We start from the raw sequence: 18,323 nt of genomic DNA on the forward strand, positions 1-18,323 counted from the left end.
TTAATAAGGTAATTATTGTACTGCAGATTAATACGGTTATTTATTCTGAAAAAATGAAAACGAGAAGTTATCTTGCAAAAAATTGACACGTATTAAGGAACCTATAGTTTGTGACTTTTATGTATTTATGGAAAAGCTTATGAGCGTTTATAGTGCTGATGGTTTTATATAGAAAATCAACTAATGGAAGGTTATATGAAATATTGTCGTCTGATTTTTGGTATTACATTGTTCGTAAGTGGAGTGTCATTGAGTCATGCTTCTCTTCCTCACTGGAACTATGAGGGCAAAGCTGGGCCGCAGCACTGGGGGGATTTAGGCAGTGAATATAAAGAATGTCACAATGGCAAGTTTCAGTCACCTATAGACATCAGAAATGCCGTTAAGGGAGGTCTTCCTCCTCTTAAAATTGATTTTCACACTGCTCCAGAATCCATAATAAATAACGGGCATACTTTGCAGGTCAACGTAACAGATCAGGACGATTTCATTATTGACGGTGAGAAATTTGAGCTTAAACAGTTTCACTTTCACACACCTAGTGAAAATATGGTTGAAGGAAAAAGTTTTCCACTGGAGGCACATTTCGTACATAGTAACAAAACTGGCGACGTGGCTGTCATAGCTGTTATGTTTACAGTAGGGAAAGAGAACTCAGTAATAAGCTCTATTCTTTCTGATTTACCCAAAAAAATTAACCAGGAAGTAAAAGTAAAGAATGAAATAGATTTAACGCCTCTATTCCCACAGGATAAGCATTACTATCGATATAGCGGTTCACTGACCACACCTCCCTGTACCGAAGGATTACGCTGGATAGTGATGAAGAACACTGTCGAGTTATCTCAGGCACAGCTTGAAAAAATTCAGCAAGCACTTAGGACAAGTAACAACAGACCTCTACAGCCATTAAACGGAAGGGTTATAGTTGAATAAGTTAAGCTGACATTGAAATAAGTCCCTCTGTGATTTTGGAGGGGCTATTTCAGTATCTAAATGCTGTCAGAGTCAATTTCTACCCGGCCATCATCACGATCAATTTCACCAACCACTCTTACCCTTCCCGTGATTTTCCCTTCAAGCAACTAGCTAGTGTTAAATAATCCATAGCGTATGAGTAATTTTTCATTTATAGAGACAGTGTTAAAACATATCATTATAGCCATTTGAGTGTGATTATTTTACGAATGTTTCGTGTTTGTATGTTTTAAGATAACGCAGCTCCGGGAATAGGCAATTAATCTGTAAAACCACTTTAAATTTTTTTAGAGATATAGTTTCTGGTCACAAGGGAAATTAAAGGCAGAGAGATGGAAATGTTTCGACGGTCAGTATGGATTTTAATGGTGCTTTTCTGCACTTTATCCTGGATAACCTCAATAACAATAATTAAAACCGGTTAGTTACCGGCTTTAATTATCGAACACAAAGAGAACGTGCTGATTTTAAATGAATGTGAATTGGCTTTTGATGGTTTTTATGAGTCTGATATGATTCCTCGGTATTTTTATCATTAAAATTTAAGTTGCCACAGGACTGAGTATTTTGTCTTTCAATTACTCGATCGGTGGCTAGTGCTTATAAAATCATGAAGAGATAATTTAAAACAATAACACAAAATAAACCTACAACAGAGTTAATCAACTCCAATAACCCCCAAGTTTTAAATGTATCTTTCATTGATATTCCAAATGTCTCTTTGAAAAGTAGAAAGCCACCATCATACATTAAAGTAATAGTATTACTACCGCATGCTACCGCAAGCACCATCATTGCAGGGTTCAAATCGAAGGCATCAATCATTGGAGCTACAATACCAGCGGATGTAATTGCAGCTACAGCACCCTGACCAGTGAGAATACGTATTACAGCCGTTATAAGCCATGCAATTAAAAATGGGGATATGTCTAACTTGCTCATTAGTAAGGCAATGCTATCTCCAACGTTTGAATCAACAATTACTTGTTTTAATATTCCGCCTGCACTAATTACAAAGAGTACATTCGCAATTCGTGAAATTGAGTCAGAAACATCTTCGGTGATCTTTTCAAAAGTTAAATTTCTTTTTACTCCCAGAAGCCAAATTGCAGCAATAGTTGCCAAAAGCATACTAATTTCTGCACTACCAATAAAACTAAATAATTTATAAAAAAATGACCCTTCTGGACTGACTGTCTTAATTATTGAAGCTAGAATCATAAGTACTGCAGGTATAAGAGGAATTGCTATACTTGTTTTAAAAGAAGGAAGGAATTCAAATTTTACGTCTGGAGATAATTTAATCATAGAATTAAGCTGAATATCCTTAATTCCTGGCAAAAATTTTGGTAGAAGGATGCCTGCGCACAGCAAAGAGGGTATAAGTATCAGCGCCCCATAAACATACACTTGCACAATACTTGCGTTAAAAGCAGTGATGAGAGCTACCGGTCCCGGTTGAGGAGGGAAAATGCTATGTCCCATCGTGGCTCCTACTACAACCGGTATTACTAGTTTCATATAAGGAATATTTGATTTTTTTGCAATACTTAATACCAATGGGGTTGCAATCAGGAAAGCAACTTCATAAAACATTGCCATGCCGAAGATCACCCCGATAAGGAGCAATCCGAAAGGTAAGTATTTTTGTCCACAATACCTTAAAACAGTTTCGGCAATAACATGACTGGCGCCAGATTCACTCATGAATTTACCGATTACTGCTCCAAATATTATAATTAGCGCAAGATGCCCCATTATGCTCCCGAGTCCGTTTTGAACTAGCGGGACAACTTTATCAATAGGTATTCCAACCATTACAGCAACAAAAATCCCAGCAATAAGCAAAGAAAAAATGTTGTGAAATTTAAATTTTTGATTGAGTAGTATCAATAATCCAATGCCCAGCAACACCCATATCAAAGAGAGTGATTCTGTCATATTAAAACCCTTATCAAGATGAATTGGCCTTCTACCATACCAGTAAGCATCTTTTTTTTTATGCGTTAGTTCACACTTCATAGTCGAGTTGGGAAATATCCATATTCTCGCTGCAGTGCAGATTCATATGACAAAGGATGTTAGCGCAATTGTAAATCCACTTTTGTTTGATTTAGTGACTTAATGGTCAGATAAGATGGATAACTCAGCCTTATTATCAGGCCAGGCGGAATTCCTCACGCAGTATCATTTTTCTTTAATCTGTGCCAATGGCTTACTCGTTACTTTTCATTTCCTCCAGCCTGCGCCAGGCCAGCTCTAACTCACCCGCCGATGTCTTCTATCTTTTCTAATGAAAACCTACACAATTTGTTAGTAAATCGTTAATATTATGATTCATTAAAATTCAATATATTGATTTTTAGTGAGAAAATATCATCCCCTAAGAGTTATTCCGGTAAAAATTGATTTTTATCAAATTGGAGACATTTTTTTAAACTTGATTGGGTCACGTAATATTACCAATCTCTATACATACCATCATTAATTATGATAAATGAAATATTTCACAATCAAAGAGCGATCATTACTTTAAACTCAACATCTATAACATTACGACTTTATTACTTTAACACATACAATTATTATCATATAACACCACTTATTGAATAAATGTAAACTCGATGCTGAATCAGTTAATTCCCATTGTGTATAATCACGGAACTTGATGAGCGGGGTTTAGCAATGGGGTATTCTAAGAGTGGATTTTTACAGCGTAGGCGCTACGAGATAAAATTAGAGAATTTAGAATCATTGCAACAATGGAGATTGTCATATTGGAGTGTGGAGATGGAATGTTATCAAGGAGTGTAATGAAAGATTTTCTTGATGTCAGTAAGTGGACGTTATTTTCAATAGCTATTTTTTCTTCAGCCATCAACGTGTTGATGCTTGCTCCATCAATTTATATGCTTCAGGTTTATGACCGTGCCTTGACCTCAGGGAATACTGACACGTTGCTGATGTTGACTGTGCTTGTTCTGGCTATGTTCGCTATCATGGCTCTACTGGAATATAGCCGAAGCATGATCGTAATTAGAGTTGGAAATCAATTTGATAATGCGTTGTCAGGAAAAATTTTCACAGCAGCCTGCAATAAAAACCTGGCAAAAAATGGTGGCGATGCATCTCAGACACTCAATGACCTGACAAGCCTACGACAGTTTATTACCGGACCAGCATTGTTTTCATTTTTTGATGCACTATGGTTTCCATTATATATGTTGGTTATTTTTTTATTTAACTTCTGGATGGGTGTGTTTGCACTTGGCGGCGTACTCTTACTCATTACCCTCGCGTTGATCAATAATAAACTGACTTATAAACTGCTTAGCCAAGCCAACCATCTTTCAATTATATCCAATCATCAAGCACACAGTAGCTTACAACATGCAGAAATCATCGTATCAATGGGAATGCTGGATAATCTCAGAACGCGATGGAATCGCATGCATCAGACGTTTCTGTTTCATCAAAGCAAGGCCAGCGAATATGCCTCTTTGATGGTGGCAATCACTAAATATTGTCGTATGGCGCTGCAATCCTTGATTCTCGGCTTGGGTTGTTGGTTGGCCATCCGCGGTGATATCTCCCCAGGGATGATGATCGCAGGTTCCATACTACTGGGGCGCGTTTTATCACCGGTTGAACAGTTAATTGGTGTTGCACGTCCGGTCTGCCAGATTGTCCTGGAACCGAATAACCCGTTTATTAGTCGATTTTCCAGCCCCAACCCTTGGTCTGTCTTTACCACCCCCGCAAGGACGATTAACTGTAGAAAACATCACGCTCACGCCCCCACATAATGATGAGCACATTATCCTCGAGCATGTCTCCTTTTCTGTTAATCCGGGGGAAGTGCTCGGTATTGTGGGTGCGAGCGCCTCGGGGAAATCCTCCCTTGCTCGTGCCCTTACGGGGATTTGGCTCCCAATTAAAGGGTCGGTCAGACTGGATGATGCCGAACTTTTCCTGTGGCATAAGCAATCTTCCGGACCTGGCATCGGTTATCTTCCACAGGAGGTGATCTTTTTTTCGGGGAGCATTGCTGAAAATATTGCACGCTTTGGCGAGATCGATGAAAAACAAGTGATTTGCGCTGCCGAAATGGCCGGTGTACATCAAATGATCCTTCGATTTCCTGAAGGCTATAACACCATTATTGGTGAACAAGGTATCGGCCTGTCTGGCGGACAAAAGCAACGTATTGCTTTGGCCAGGGCACTGTATGGCGATCCTGCTCTCATTATACTTGATGAACCGAATGCTAGTTTGGATGACGCTGGAGAAAAATCACTTCATAAAGCATTGGAACAACTGAAAGTGCGTAATAAAAGTGTGGTGGTTATTTCACACCGCCCAGGCATTGTGCCTTTGACTACGCATCTGATGCTGTTAAGTGATGGCAAAATCCGCGCGCATGGTCCTACATCACAGGTTTTACAACAACTCACTCCTCACGGAAAAGAAATTTCAAGGGGGGAGTATGTCGCATCATAGTTACCTCGAATTACCAGAAAACGAGTCGTCCACGGTCAACCAGCATCATTATATATTTTTCGGTTGGCTGATATTGCTGGCAGGCGCAGGGAGTTTTTTTCTTTGGGCAACTTTTGCTCCCCTGGAGAAAGGCGTTGTCGCAGCCGGAACTGTCATGGTTGAAGGATATCGTAAAGTAATTCAGGCACCTGTCAGTGGTGTCATCACGTTAATTTCCGCCAGAGAGGGGATGCAGGTCCAGGAAGGAGAGACTCTTGCCATACTCAGCCAGACCCCGATGTTGGCTCAGCTAAATGCAATTCGTCTTATGTATGTGACCTCAATTCTGACAAAACAACGCTTAGAGGCTGAACGTATAGGGCGTGACACAATAACATTTCCTGAGCTGCCAGAATCATTGCTTCCAAAAGAGGATCTGGATCGCATTTTACAACAGCAGACCATGCTGATGCATGCCCGGCAGAGTGCTTTAAAAGAAGATATGGATGGCTTACAACAATCCATCCATGGAATCAATCAGCAGGTTAATTACCTTATTCAGTCGAACAGGAATAAAACCAAAAGTATGTCATGGCTGGCTCAACAACTGAAAAATCTTCAACCATTGATGAGTGAGGGATACTATCCACACAACCGCTATCTGGATTCAGAACAGCAGCTATCTTCCCTTGCTGCTGATATTAACGAAACCGAAGGGCGTATAGCACAAATGAAAAGTCAGATGGAGGAGATTAATCTTCGCATCCGACAACACCGCGCTGAGTATGACAAAGATGTCGAAACTCAGTTGGACCAGATCCATCTGAAAATTAGCGAAAGTCGTAAGCAATTATCTCTGATGGAGTTTGAGCTTGCTCAGACCACAATCAAGGCACCCCACGATGGTGTGATCCTCGGGCTTAATCTCACTACCGATGGTGCAGTTGTCTCTCAGGGCGAACAATTAATGGAACTTGTGCCCCAAAAGGCAACGCTAATTATAGATGCACATCTGGATGTGAATATGCGGGATCAGGTTCATAATGACCTGCCCGTCACTTTGATGTTTACCGCTTTTCATCACCAGCGAACCCCGAGAATTCCCGGAAAAGTTATCCTGGTTTCTGCAGACCGCCAAACCGATCAGATAACACATAAGCCTTATTATAAAATTCAGGTGGCGGTGACACCTGAAGGAATGAAAATGTTGAGTGATGAAGAGGTAAAACCAGGCATGTCAGCTGAAGTATTTATAAAAACAGGTGAACGGACACTGTTGAGTTATTTAATCAGACCTATCAAAGATCGTCTGTCACGTTCATTTATTGAGGAATAGTCGTGTTTTCAGGAAGAGAGTTAATGATATGGCTGAGTATCATGATCGCATTAATTTTACCCGTTAATGTGAATGCTTTAACATTATCTCAGGCATGGTTTATGGCGATGGATAATGATCCTCAATATCTTGCTGCGGTAAAAGAGAAACTGGCAGGTCAGGAATATATTGCGATTGGTCGGGCAGGATTACTGCCGAAAGTATCAACGAGTTACCAGCGCACACCGCATAACAGGCAGAAGCAACAATATCGTCAGACTAATTATTATGGGCAGAAATCCGATGTAACCACCCATCAGAATTATGGCAGTCATTCTGCTTCGATTACATTGGTACAACCTTTATTTGATTACGAGGCATATTCCCGCTACCGCATTGGTATATTGCAAAAATTACAAGCGGATGAGCGTTATCGCAGTGAGCTTCTGAGCCTGCAAACGCGTCTAGTTGACGCCTGGCTTACGTTAACTCAAGCACAGCAACGACTTAAATTTACAACATTTCGTAAGTTAACTTTGCAAGCCCTGCGGACGCTCAATGAAAAGCGTTTTAAGGCTGGAGATGGGATTCTAACGGATATTGTCGAGACCAATGCTGCACTGAGTATGGCTATCGCTGATGAGCAGGAGGCGATTGATGACCTGGAGACTGCCCGTGACAATTTGGCTTTGTTGGTTGGTCTGGATGTGTCCCAACTGCAGGAGGTTCCTATGCTTTCGAATAAACCGCTTTTGTTGCCATTAGCATCAACTGACTATGGTTACTGGCTTAAAAAAGCCTATGCACATAACCCGGATATGATATCAGCCCGCCAGGAAGTGGAAACTAAACGTCGCGAGATAGAAGTCAGTCGTGCTGGGTTTCTGCCTCGTATCCAGCTCTATGCTATGCACTCGGAAAATGATTCGAGCAATGATAATACTGTCAACCAGAAATATCGGACCAACAGTATTGGAGTTCGGTTAAGTATGGATCTCTATTCAGGTGGTGCCGACTCCGCACATCTTCGTCAATCAACGGCAAAATATGAACAGGCACAATATAAACAAGATGAGCAATATATAAAAACCCTAAAGGAAATAAAAAAATCATTAAATAAATGCCGTCATGCCCCGAATAAAATAAAGGCATATAATCATGCCGTTGAGGCCACGCTTGAACAGGTTGATGCGACTCGGAAAAGTATTGTCGCGGGACAAAAACAAAACAGTGATCTGCTTAACGCAGAGAAAGATTTATATAAAAGAAAAGTTGAGCTTTCTGAAGAGAAAAATGCGCATATAAAGGCATGGTTTGGATTGCTCTCACAATCCGGTGAAATAACCTATAGTGATTTATCGCTGATAGATAGCTATTTCCCCAGGTAATTTTACAATGCAAAATGAAGGAGTTATTATGCCGGTATTTTCATATAAGGGCGAGAACGACGCACAGTTAATTAAAGATGCACTTACTATTGACAGTATAAACTTTGGGGCAGTTACAGATAGTAGCTCCAGTTTCTCCGGCGATGATGGCTGGAAGATACTCGATGGTTCAACGTTAAATTACGATGGTAGCAGCAATCCATACGGAGCATTTTATGGTGAGTCTCTATTATTCAGTAGTGCAGAATGTAGTGTCCTGGGTAAATACGATGAACAGGGTCATCTGACAAACATTGGAGTTAGCTTCTGGGGAACGGGAACATATGCTGGTGCATCTGATGATTTGACTAATACTCTACTGGATGGAGTCAGCGATGTGTTATCGGCATTTGTAGATGGATATGCAGATAACTACATTCTGAATGCTTACAGCAAATTGATGTCATCCGTTGCGACGCTCGCACAAGCTAATGGATTAAACGGCAGTGATATTATTTTCAGCGGACACAGCCTTGGTGGCCTGGCTGTAAACAGTATGGCAACTCTCGCTTCTGAGGGTGCCTGGGATGGCTTCTTCCAGGATTCCAGTTATGTTGCGTTTGCCTCACCTACCCAAAATCAAGCGAATGATTCTGTCTTAAATATTGGTTATGAAAATGATCCGGTGTTCAGGGTTCTTGAAGGCCACAGCTTGTCACTTGAAAGTTTTTTTAATCACGATTCGCCACTTGAAACCTGTACAAATAACATTGTTACCTTCAATGATTATTATGCTGGTTTGACAGGTGAGTGCAGTCTTATGTCGCTGCTGAATCCATCAGCCTGGGCTGCACACAATGGAAATGGTTATTATGATGGTGTTATGCGTATCATTAGCTCTGAGGCCTATGACTTTACCAATCAAAACTCCAATATCATTGTCTCTAACCTCTCCGAAGAGAATCGATCGACCACATGGGTTTCAGATTTAAATAAATCCATTGATCATACGGGCTCTACTTTTATCATCGGAACCGAAAGCGCAGATCTTTTGCAAGGTGGCTCGGGTACGGACTATCTCTGTGGTGGCGCAGGCGATGACTCTTTTAAAGATCACAGCGGTTATAATATTATTTACGGTGGAGAAGGAACAAACACTTACTATACTGAATGCAGTACCTCAGATTTTTCATTTAGTTGCGATACCAATGGTTCACTTTATTTTAAATACTCAACCGGTGACATTACCAAAGCAGAAAACATCCAATATGTAAATGCCGATCATACGCTTTTCAGTATTTTCAGTTTCGATGTAAATATTAATCAGCAGTATAGCGTTACCGATTCAGGGCTGCAAGGAAGTTTAAGTTCATATAGCTACGCCAGCAGCTATTATGCGAATATCGATAATAACTATACGATTGCATCTAATGATGATGATAGTTGGTTATTTTCAGGTGATAGCGGCAGTAACATCAGCAGTAACGCACAGGGTAGCAATGTTGTTACCGGTGCAGGCAATGATACTATCTATCTGAACGGGAGTGATAATACGGTGTTATTCTATGGTGATTTTGCCAATGATACTATTTACAATATGACCAGTACCGACAGTTTAGTTTTCATGGCTAACAGTTATATTCAGGATAATGACAGTTACCTGAATCATCTCTCATTCATAAACAATGATGCATTACTTACCTTTGGTGACAGCAGTGTGACATTAGTCGGTGTAAACGCAGATATGCTAACGGATATGCATATCATGGTTGCCTGATAAACAGCCCGCAGCATTGCTGCGGGCTTACATTCACTGGAGATCCTCCTGAAAGCGGAGGCCATTTTTATTAATTTCTGTATATTATTCCGGCATGGCAGACGAATGGTGAGTAGAAATTCTCCATTCTTTACCATCCCAGGTATAAGTGAAAGTATAGCGGGCACGTACTTCAGACTTATCAACAAAGGTGAAGGTGTAAATACCAGTATCAATAGCTTTATTACAACCAATACGGATATTTCGACTGTTTATTTTCCCTTGTGGTTTCTTCTGAAGAAAATGTTCAAAATAGTCAATACGTTCTTCATCAGTAAGACGTACATGATTAGATACGGTAGGAAGAAGAACCGCATCACTGACGTAGTTTTCGGAAACCGTCTTTGCGTTACCGGTTTTTAACGAATCATTCCATTTATCAAACAGGCTAGCTATCTGGTCTTCATTTGTTTTTTGGCAAGACACCTTAGAACTGGCAAATGCCTGGACAGATATTAAAGAAAATGACGCGACAAGTAAGATTTTTTTCATTTATAACCTCGTTTCAGATTAATACTTATGATAGCCAGGTGGCGATAAATGCAGGCTAAACAATGTCAGAGCATATGCAATGAATGGGTGTCAAATGAGAATAGTGGTTATCAAACCACAACACATAAGATTGAAAGTAATATGTAAAACAATCCATGTTATTATAATTTTCGCCGTAACAAATGTTAATTATCATTGTCACAGACCAGTTTTCATTCACGTCTGGTCAATGTTGATCACCTGAAAGACCGTTGTGTTTTCTATTCCCATTTGACACTTAATGTTATGTGCGCGTAAGTTTGCAACATTTCATTATACAACAACCTTTCTTATGAAATTTTGTGGCCTGGCTAAATCCAGACCTTTAATTTCTTGCAATGTAAAGATATGCAAATCACAATTAATATTTAGAATCACATGCCAAAATACATCTGTGTGTAACCACTGAGGACTTTTTAATCCACACCGAAGATAAGCAACAGCGTGGATAAGTTGTACAATCATGAAAAAAACGTTAGCTCGACTGATGGTGTTAATCTCTTCGTTATCCTGCATTACAATCTGCGATCAGCACTGGCGCTTTGCGCTTTAGTATCGTTTCTCCTCATCTTTTTTATTTTTTATGACTTTGTCTATTTTAGTGTTGTTTGAGAGCATTTCTCACTGAGGAGAAATTATGTGGTACTGGATATTATTAGCCTTGGCAATCATCGCCGAAATAACAGGCACTATTTCGATGAAATGGGCCAGCCTTAACGATAATAATTCGGGCTATATCATCATGTTAGTGATGATTGCGACGTCTTATATTTTTCTTTCTTTCGCAGTGAAACGCATCGCGTTGGGTGTGGCCTATGCGATGTGGGAAGGCATCGGTATTTTATTTATCACTTTGTTCAGCGTACTCCTGTTTGAAGAAGCATTGTCGGTGATGAAGATCGCCGGATTACTGACGTTAATCATTGGTATCATCCTGATTAAATCGGGTACTGTGAATTGCAGGGAGACCACCGATGGACACATTTAACTGGTTGCACATTAGTTGGTTGGCGCTTGCTATTGGGCTGGAAATTGCTGCGAATATTTTTCTTAAATTCTCGGATGGTTTTCGCCGCCCCATGTATGGCGTATTATCCCTCGTCGCAGTGCTGGCCGCGTTTAGTGCATTAGCGCAGTCGGTGAAGGGCATCGACTTATCAGTAGCTTATGCGTTGTGGGGTGGATTTGGTCTGGTTGCCACGGTCGGGGCAGGTTGGATACTGTTTGGACAACGTCTCAGTCGCACCGGTTGGCTGGGTATGGGATTTTTATTGATGGGTATGGTATTGATTAAATTTGCATGACAGCCTGATCAATCCTGGCAACGGAAGACCCGTAAAACGGGTCTTTCATGTATCAATTACTTCCCGACCCGATGTTAAAGGTATGGACCCCACCTTGTGCCAAAATGGAGTGACCCTGAGGTGTCTGTTAAACCCGTGGCGATTCAGTCAGCCTGTATGGCGGTTTTCCGGGCCCACGCACTTCCTGCCGTCATGCTTCAACCAGGTCGGAGCATTATTGCCCTGATAGCAAATCGGGCTCCAGGTCGGATATAACCCAAGTTTTTGTACCTTCCTCATGGGGATTCCTGCGTAAACGCTGTGGAAAGGCATTGTCGTCGGCTGCAAGATTATAAATTCAGTTTTCCTGCTATGCCCCTCATTTTTTCTCTCCAGCTATTCTGAACTATATACCTGAAAATGAATGAATATATTTAATGCCAATATATTGATTTGGGTCAATTAAAGATCATTTCATTAACAATTTTCCTTTTGCCTTAACTATTACGGCACAAATGTCCGTTTGGTGTGCTAAAGGTAGTACATTTTACTGACATATCAGTGCTATTCACTATTAACATTTAGCGGAAAATTCTTAAAAAAATTATTATTGCCGATTAATGATCTGCACATTTGATCTTATATCGATCATTATTCTATTATCGAGTGTAAAGAAATGCAGTGAGAAAACTATACACAGCGATAAAACGAGGGATGATGAGATGGCTGACAGTTTCCAGAATGAGGTGCCAAAGGCACGTATTAATCTAAAGCTTGACCTGCATACGGGGGGCGCGAGCAAGAAAACGGAGCTCCCCCTGAAATTACTGGTGGCGGGCGACTTCAGTAATGGCCAGGAGTCTGCACCACTGTCTGAGCGCAAAAAAGTTAACTTGAACAAAAATAACTTTGACTCAGTGCTTTCCGAATATTCCCCAAAAGTAAACCTGACCGTTAAAAACACGCTTGCTGGTGACGGTAGCGAAGAAAATATCAGTCTGACATTCCAGAGCATGAAGGATTTCACCCCAGAGCAGGTTTCCCGGCAGATCCCTCAGCTGAAGGCGATGCTTTCCATGCGCAATCTGCTTCGCGATTTAAAAGCTAACCTGCTGGACAATCAGGCTTTCCGAAAGGAGCTGGAAAAAATTCTGCTCGACCCGGCCTTAAGCGCAGAACTCAGAGCCGAACTTTCAGCTCTGGCTCCTAAACAGCCATAACGCTCACGATGATTTAACGGATTAATAAGGAAGATGCTGATGTCGGTAAAAAATGAGAATGCGACTGGCGGCGAGAGTGTGGTGCTGGAACATCCTGCTGCAGGTGGGGTTTATGCGTCCCTGTTTGAGAAAATCAACCTGAACCCGGTCTCTGCGCTGAGTGCGCTGGACATCTGGCAGGACGCGCAGGCGATGTCGGATGCGACTGCGGATGAACGTTTAACGGCCGGGATGCAGGTATTTCTGGAGTGCCTGACAAAATCGGGTTCAAAAATTGAAAAACTCGACAAAAACCTGATTGACCATCATATCGCTGAGCTGGACTACCAGATTAGTCGTCAGCTTGATGCAGTCATGCACCATGAGGCCTTTCAGGCAGTAGAAAGTTTGTGGAGCGGGTTAAAATCTCTTGTCGACAAAACTGATTTCCGCCAGAACGTGAAAGTTGAGCTGCTGGATATGTCTAAAGAAGACCTGCGTCAGGATTTCGAAGACAGCCCGGAAATCATCCAGAGCGGACTGTATAAACATACATATATTGATGAGTATGACACTCCGGGTGGAGAACCAATTGCTGCGCTGATTTCCGCTTACGAATTTGATGCGTCTGCGCAGGATATTGCCCTGCTGCGCAACATCTCTAAAGTGTCTGCTGCTGCGCATATGCCGTTTATCGGCTCTGCTGGCCCTAAATTCTTCCTGAAGGATTCGATGGAGGATGTGGCCGCCATTAAAGATATCGGTAACTACTTTGACCGCGCTGAATACATCAAGTGGAAATCCTTCCGCGAGACGGACGATTCCCGCTACATCGGTCTGGTGATGCCGCGCGTGCTTGGGCGTCTGCCGTATGGCCCGGACACCGTGCCTGTTCGTAGTTTCAACTACATAGAAGAAGTGAAAGGCCCGGATCATGACAAATACCTGTGGACCAACGCCTCGTTTGCCTTTGCATCGAACATGGTACGCAGTTTTATCAATAACGGCTGGTGTGTACAAATTCGTGGCCCGCAGGCAGGGGGTGCCGTTCAGGATCTGCCAATTCACCTGTATGACCTGGGCACCGGTAATCAGGTGAAGATCCCGTCAGAAGTGATGATCCCGGAAACCCGCGAATTTGAATTTGCGAATCTGGGATTTATTCCCCTGTCCTACTACAAGAACCGCGATTACAGCTGTTTCTTCTCCGCGAACTCCACGCAGAAACCGGCCCTGTATGAAACCGCCGATGCAACGGCCAACAGCCGCATCAATGCCCGTCTGCCGTACATCTTCCTGCTGTCGCGAATCGCCCACTACCTGAAGCTCATTCAGCGCGAGAATATCGGTACGACGAAAGACCGTCGTTTGCTGGAACTTGAGCTCAACACCTGGGTTCGCAGTCTGGTCACCGAAATGACTGACCCGGGCGATGAGTTGCAGGCCTCTCACCCGCTGCGTGATGCGAAAGTGGTGGTGGAAGACATTGAGGATAATCCGGGCTTCTTCCGCGTGAAGCTGTACGCTGTGCCGCACTTCCAGGTGGAGGGTATGGACGTCAACCTGTCACTGGTTTCCCAGATGCCGAAGGCCAAATCGTAAGCTAAGGCAGGAAGCCAATGAAAACGGAACAACCGTTATGGGGTAGGGGCCAGATGGTCTCTCCTCAGCACTTCCAGCAACAGGTCGCGTATGCGGCCTGGTCTGCGGAATGCATCTCCCGACTGGGCCTCTCCCAACCCTGGGGGATGATTGATGCCACTTTCGAACCGGATGCACTGAAACTGGGCCGTCTGCAGGCCCGTCATCTGTACATCCGTTTCCCCGACGGCACGCTTATCGACACAGATAATGCCGATGATCTGCCGCCAGTGCTGGCACTTGAGAGTGAATCACAGGACGTGGTGGTGGTTTTGGCACTTCCGCTGCTTCGGGCGAATGGCGGCAACTGTCTTAAACCTGATGAGGTGGCCGATCGCCCTGTTCGCTATCGCCAGCGCTGGCAGGATGTCCGCAATACCTTCGGGGACGATACCCGCCAGATTGCAGTGATGCGCCCGGAGCTGACGCTGCGGTTTGCCCATCAGAACAACAGTGATTACCTGACCTGCCCGGTTGCCCGCCTGCAGCAGGATTCGCAGGGTGCATGGAAACTGGATGAGACGTTTCTCCCACCGCTCCTTACCATCCAGGGCAGTCACTGGCTGGTGACCCAGCTGGAACAACTGATGACGCAACTGCGTGCCCGACTGAGTCGTCTGATGGACATGCGTCGTGAAAGTAACGCGCGCATGGCCGATTTTGCCGTGGCGGATGTGTCTCTGTTCTGGTTGCTCAATGCCCTGAACAGCGCAGAACCCGTGCTCGGACAGTTTCAGCGCCACCCGCAAAGTCCACCGGAGCGTCTGTACCCGGAACTGACCCGCCTTGCGGGCAGCCTGCTGACCTTCTCACTGGAACACCAGGTGAGTGCTATTCCTGTCTGGCAGCATGAGCATCTGAATAACGTATTTCCGCCGCTGTTTGACTTACTGGGCGACCTGCTGGAAGCCAGCCTGCCGTCGCGAGTGGTGGCGATTGAGCTTGAGCACGATGCCCGGCTTCACTTCTGGCAGGCCCGTCTGCATGACCCACGCCTGCGTGAAGGGGCGGATTACTATCTCTCCGTGCGTTCGCCAATGCCGGTGGCACAGCTGCAGGAACAGTTCCCGCGTCAGTGCAAGGTCGGTAGTCCCGATCATGTCAGGAGTATCGTCAATTCTTCACGGGTGGGTGTGCCTCTGACGCCGCTGCGTCATGTGCCGGCCGCCATTCCACTGCGTCTGGAAAACCAGTATTTCAGCCTCGATGTCTCTCATCCTCTGGCCACCGAAATGCTCCAGGGTGGGACCTGTATGTTTTACGTTCCGGGCATGCTCGGCGAGCCTGAACTTGAACTCTTTGCGGTACTGAGAACATGAGTGAGCGCAAACGCGGCGCGGCCGCGTCCATTGATATTGATGCCCTGCTGCAGGACACCTGGCTGCAGGTGATCAGCCTGCGTCACGGTCCGAAGTTTCAGGATGGAGAAGGGCGCACGTTGTGGGAGCGCTGCATTGCTGATGTTGAGCGTGTGCAGCGTGAGCTGAAAGCGAGCCAACTCAATGAAGCCAGCTGTCAGCATATTCTCACTGCACAGTGTGCGCTGCTTGATGAAGCCGTCAAAGGTCGTGGTGTGGAGGATGATGCCTGCGTGCAGTGGTATGACATTCCCCTGCAGGGGCACTTCCTCGGCACCATGGATGCCGGTGATACGCTGTGCGATCGGATGCGCGATGTGCTGCGTGAACCGGCGCCTGACCATGCTATTGTGATCTGCTTCCAGCGGGTCATGATGCTGGGGTTCCTCGGCAATTTCCGTTCGCTGAACGATCCGGAGCGCCAGAAACTCGTCAATGCGCTCAGTGAACATGTCACGCCGTTCAGCTATCCGCAGACTCACCCGGTACTGGCAGAAAGCCGTACCGGGCGTGGAATGGGCGGCTGGCTGGCGTCATGGCCCGTGCGTATTGGCCTGAGCGTGGTGGTGGTTGCCGCGCTGTGGTGGGGACTGAGCCACTGGCTGGATCAGACACTGCTGACCCTGTTGCCAGGAGCTGTGAAATGAGTCCCGCACAACAGCGCGGGCTTGCGCTGTGGGCCGCCCTGCTGAGTGCAGTGGTCTGCCTGGGTTTCCTGCCGGTATCCCGACTGGTTTCTGTGCTTGTTCTGCTGGCGATGCTGGGGCTGCTTCTGGTGTACAGGACTGTCGCCAGTCGTCGTGCGGAGCATGACGTCACCCTGCATCTGGATGACTTCCCGGAAGCCACTTACCGTCAGCCCGTGGTGCTGGTCTGTGGCGATCTGCCGCTGGCCTGGCCGCAGCAGTCACCGGTGCTTACGGTCACGCAGGGTTGCTGGATCCGCGTGGAGGATCATCAGGATCTGGAGCAGGCCGCCCGCCAGGTACTGTGGTTGCGACCTGACTGGGGTCGCCAGCTGTCGGTGATGGTCAGCGTCTGTCCGCAGAAACACGCCGACAGCGAAGCGCTGACCAGCCGTCTGCTGGCCCTGCGCTGGCAAATCAGCCAGTTGCGTAAAGATACGGGTCATTCTGTGCCGCTGGTTCTGAATGGTCAGGTTGGCAGCGCGATGACGAATGATCTGCTCTGGCAGGCGGCTATCCCGGGGGAAGGGGTGAGGGTCTGGCGTGAGTCTTCAGCGCCGGGTTCAATCGCTGCATGGGTTACCACCGGTGGGTCGCCTGCGATGCAGCAACAGGTGCTGATGAACAGCCTGATGAGCTGGTTCCATCAGCATGTCAAAGCTGTCTTTATGGATGAGAACCCCGATGTTCCTGTCATTGCACCTGTTGCGGTGCTGTGGGGAATGGGACCGTTCCTGGCCGGAAGTCTGGCCACATCTGCCTGGACGGCATGGCTTTCCAGTCACACTGCGATGCAGCAGGTGGCGGGCTGGCAGCCGGTGGGAACAGACAGTACGGTTATATCCCCCTTCCCGGATTTTATCCTGCCGCTGCTACCCGAAGGGCGAGGCCTGACGCCGCGTGGGCGAGCCTTCCGTTGTGCGCTCGGGATTTTCACGCTGGCAGCCATTGCTGCGCTGCTCAGTAGTGGCTGGAACAATCACCAGCTGCTGCAGCGTGTGAGTTTTGATATTGCCCGCTATGACCGTATCCCGATGCATGATTTCGGCCCAAAAGCCGACGCCGTTGCCATCCTGCATGACGATGCGGCAGTGCTGGATGACCTGGCGCGCAATGGCGTACCGATGCGGATGGGCTTGGGTCTGTATCAGGGTGAGCGTCTGCGAATGCCTGTGCTGGATGCGATCCGTTCTTATGTGCCTCCACCACCGCCACCTGGACCACAGCCGAAACCCAAACCGGTACCGAAAATTGTCCGCCTCGACAGCATGTCGCTGTTCGATTCCGGCAAATCCTTGCTGAAGGCAGGTTCCACCAAAATGCTGGTCAACTCACTGGTCGGCATCAAAGCGAAACCCGGCTGGCTGATTGTCGTGTCGGGCCATACCGATAACACCGGCAATCCAAAACTCAATCAGATGCTGTCCCTGAAACGTGCCGAAGCGGTACGCGACTGGATGCGTGACACCGGTGACGTGCCGGAAAGCTGTTTTGCGGTGCAGGGCTATGGCGAGGGCCGTCCTGTCGCAACCAACGACACCCCGGAGGGCCGTGCGCTTAACCGCCGTGTCGAAATCAGTCTGGTACCACAGGCCGATGCCTGCCAGATACCGGGCCACACCCAGGCGTCATCGCAGGATGATGACGCATCACAACACAATGGAGAGTAA

At 45.6% G+C, this 18,323-nt stretch carries 15 protein-coding genes; 13 read left to right on the forward strand and 2 right to left on the reverse strand.

Annotated features, from left to right (window positions below; genetic code table 11):
• Positions 1-195 precede the first annotated feature (195 nt).
• A complete protein-coding gene (locus AC6I8V_RS25005) occupies positions 196-936 on the forward strand; it encodes a carbonic anhydrase (RefSeq protein ID WP_497846646.1) in 741 nt (246 codons plus the stop codon).
• A gap of 642 nt (positions 937-1,578) precedes the next feature.
• Here AC6I8V_RS25005 and AC6I8V_RS25010 read toward each other — a convergent pair.
• A complete protein-coding gene (locus AC6I8V_RS25010; RefSeq protein ID WP_497846647.1) occupies positions 1,579-2,919 on the reverse strand; it encodes a gluconate:H+ symporter in 1,341 nt (446 codons plus the stop codon).
• Between the two features lie 872 nt (positions 2,920-3,791).
• Here AC6I8V_RS25010 and AC6I8V_RS25015 point away from each other — a divergent pair.
• The 5 genes from AC6I8V_RS25015 to AC6I8V_RS25035 are packed head-to-tail and all read left to right on the forward strand — an operon-like array spanning position 3,792 to position 9,916.
• Positions 3,792-4,784 (forward strand): ABC transporter transmembrane domain-containing protein, encoded by a 993-nt coding sequence (locus tag AC6I8V_RS25015; protein WP_497846648.1) that lies wholly within the window; start codon positions 3,792-3,794, stop codon positions 4,782-4,784.
• Between the two features lie 52 nt (positions 4,785-4,836).
• Positions 4,837-5,478, forward strand: a complete 642-nt coding sequence (locus AC6I8V_RS25020; protein WP_497846649.1) for an ATP-binding cassette domain-containing protein — start codon at positions 4,837-4,839, stop codon at positions 5,476-5,478.
• Entirely contained in the window at positions 5,465-6,793 is a 1,329-nt protein-coding gene (locus AC6I8V_RS25025) for an HlyD family type I secretion periplasmic adaptor subunit (protein WP_497846650.1), read from the forward strand. Before AC6I8V_RS25020 ends, AC6I8V_RS25025 begins: the two co-directional genes overlap by 14 nt.
• A 41-nt stretch (positions 6,794-6,834) precedes the next feature.
• Positions 6,835-8,160 (forward strand): TolC family outer membrane protein, encoded by a 1,326-nt coding sequence (locus tag AC6I8V_RS25030; RefSeq protein WP_497846651.1) that lies wholly within the window; start codon positions 6,835-6,837, stop codon positions 8,158-8,160.
• A 7-nt stretch (positions 8,161-8,167) separates the two neighbouring features.
• Positions 8,168-9,916 carry a polyurethane esterase gene (locus tag AC6I8V_RS25035; protein WP_497846652.1) on the forward strand — a complete coding sequence of 583 codons (1,749 nt, stop codon included), beginning with the start codon at positions 8,168-8,170 and terminating at the stop codon, positions 9,914-9,916.
• An 84-nt stretch (positions 9,917-10,000) separates the two neighbouring features.
• Here the strand turns inward: AC6I8V_RS25035 and AC6I8V_RS25040 are convergent, their stop codons facing one another.
• Positions 10,001-10,447, reverse strand: coding sequence for an SgcJ/EcaC family oxidoreductase (locus AC6I8V_RS25040; RefSeq protein WP_497846653.1), 447 nt, complete (start codon positions 10,445-10,447; stop codon positions 10,001-10,003).
• Positions 10,448-11,123: 676 nt separating this feature from the next.
• On the opposite strand from AC6I8V_RS25040, the gene mdtJ reads away from it, so the two are divergent.
• The 7 genes from mdtJ to AC6I8V_RS25075 all read left to right on the forward strand — a co-directional run bounded on the left by mdtJ (position 11,124) and on the right by AC6I8V_RS25075 (position 18,323).
• The gene (gene mdtJ, locus AC6I8V_RS25045) at positions 11,124-11,474 is read left to right on the forward strand and encodes a multidrug/spermidine efflux SMR transporter subunit MdtJ (protein WP_497846654.1); all 351 of its coding nucleotides are present in this window, start codon (positions 11,124-11,126) and stop codon (positions 11,472-11,474) included.
• Complete coding sequence (gene mdtI, locus AC6I8V_RS25050) at positions 11,461-11,790, forward strand: multidrug/spermidine efflux SMR transporter subunit MdtI (RefSeq protein ID WP_497839372.1); 330 nt, start codon at positions 11,461-11,463, stop codon at positions 11,788-11,790. The genes mdtJ and mdtI overlap by 14 nt, the downstream gene beginning before the upstream one ends.
• A gap of 701 nt (positions 11,791-12,491) precedes the next feature.
• Positions 12,492-12,989, forward strand: a complete 498-nt coding sequence (gene tssB / locus AC6I8V_RS25055; protein ID WP_497839371.1) for a type VI secretion system contractile sheath small subunit — start codon at positions 12,492-12,494, stop codon at positions 12,987-12,989.
• Positions 12,990-13,022: 33 nt separating this feature from the next.
• Positions 13,023-14,570 (forward strand): type VI secretion system contractile sheath large subunit, encoded by a 1,548-nt coding sequence (gene tssC, locus AC6I8V_RS25060; protein WP_497846655.1) that lies wholly within the window; start codon positions 13,023-13,025, stop codon positions 14,568-14,570.
• 17 nt (positions 14,571-14,587) lie between these two features.
• Entirely contained in the window at positions 14,588-15,928 is a 1,341-nt protein-coding gene (tssK, locus tag AC6I8V_RS25065) for a type VI secretion system baseplate subunit TssK (protein ID WP_497846656.1), read from the forward strand.
• Positions 15,925-16,614, forward strand: a complete 690-nt coding sequence (gene tssL / locus AC6I8V_RS25070) for a type VI secretion system protein TssL, short form (protein WP_497846657.1) — start codon at positions 15,925-15,927, stop codon at positions 16,612-16,614. The genes tssK and tssL overlap by 4 nt, the downstream gene beginning before the upstream one ends.
• Positions 16,611-18,323, forward strand: a complete 1,713-nt coding sequence (locus AC6I8V_RS25075; protein WP_497846658.1) for an OmpA family protein — start codon at positions 16,611-16,613, stop codon at positions 18,321-18,323. The genes tssL and AC6I8V_RS25075 overlap by 4 nt, the downstream gene beginning before the upstream one ends.

The organism is Pantoea sp. X-Soil-TKNS-1207, from assembly GCF_059730485.1.

Coding starts and splice junctions, on each gene's coding strand:
- AC6I8V_RS25005 (WP_497846646.1), top strand. CDS start 196: ATGAAATATTGTCGTCTGATTTTTGGTATTACATTGTTCGTAAGTGGA.
- AC6I8V_RS25010 (WP_497846647.1), bottom strand. CDS start 2,919: ATGACAGAATCACTCTCTTTGATATGGGTGTTGCTGGGCATTGGATTA.
- AC6I8V_RS25015 (WP_497846648.1), top strand. CDS start 3,792: ATGAAAGATTTTCTTGATGTCAGTAAGTGGACGTTATTTTCAATAGCT.
- AC6I8V_RS25025 (WP_497846650.1), top strand. CDS start 5,465: ATGTCGCATCATAGTTACCTCGAATTACCAGAAAACGAGTCGTCCACG.
- AC6I8V_RS25030 (WP_497846651.1), top strand. CDS start 6,835: ATGATCGCATTAATTTTACCCGTTAATGTGAATGCTTTAACATTATCT.
- AC6I8V_RS25035 (WP_497846652.1), top strand. CDS start 8,168: ATGCAAAATGAAGGAGTTATTATGCCGGTATTTTCATATAAGGGCGAG.
- AC6I8V_RS25040 (WP_497846653.1), bottom strand. CDS start 10,447: ATGAAAAAAATCTTACTTGTCGCGTCATTTTCTTTAATATCTGTCCAG.
- mdtJ (WP_497846654.1), top strand. CDS start 11,124: ATGTGGTACTGGATATTATTAGCCTTGGCAATCATCGCCGAAATAACA.
- mdtI (WP_497839372.1), top strand. CDS start 11,461: ATGGACACATTTAACTGGTTGCACATTAGTTGGTTGGCGCTTGCTATT.
- tssB (WP_497839371.1), top strand. CDS start 12,492: ATGGCTGACAGTTTCCAGAATGAGGTGCCAAAGGCACGTATTAATCTA.
- tssC (WP_497846655.1), top strand. CDS start 13,023: ATGCTGATGTCGGTAAAAAATGAGAATGCGACTGGCGGCGAGAGTGTG.
- tssK (WP_497846656.1), top strand. CDS start 14,588: ATGAAAACGGAACAACCGTTATGGGGTAGGGGCCAGATGGTCTCTCCT.
- tssL (WP_497846657.1), top strand. CDS start 15,925: ATGAGTGAGCGCAAACGCGGCGCGGCCGCGTCCATTGATATTGATGCC.
- AC6I8V_RS25075 (WP_497846658.1), top strand. CDS start 16,611: ATGAGTCCCGCACAACAGCGCGGGCTTGCGCTGTGGGCCGCCCTGCTG.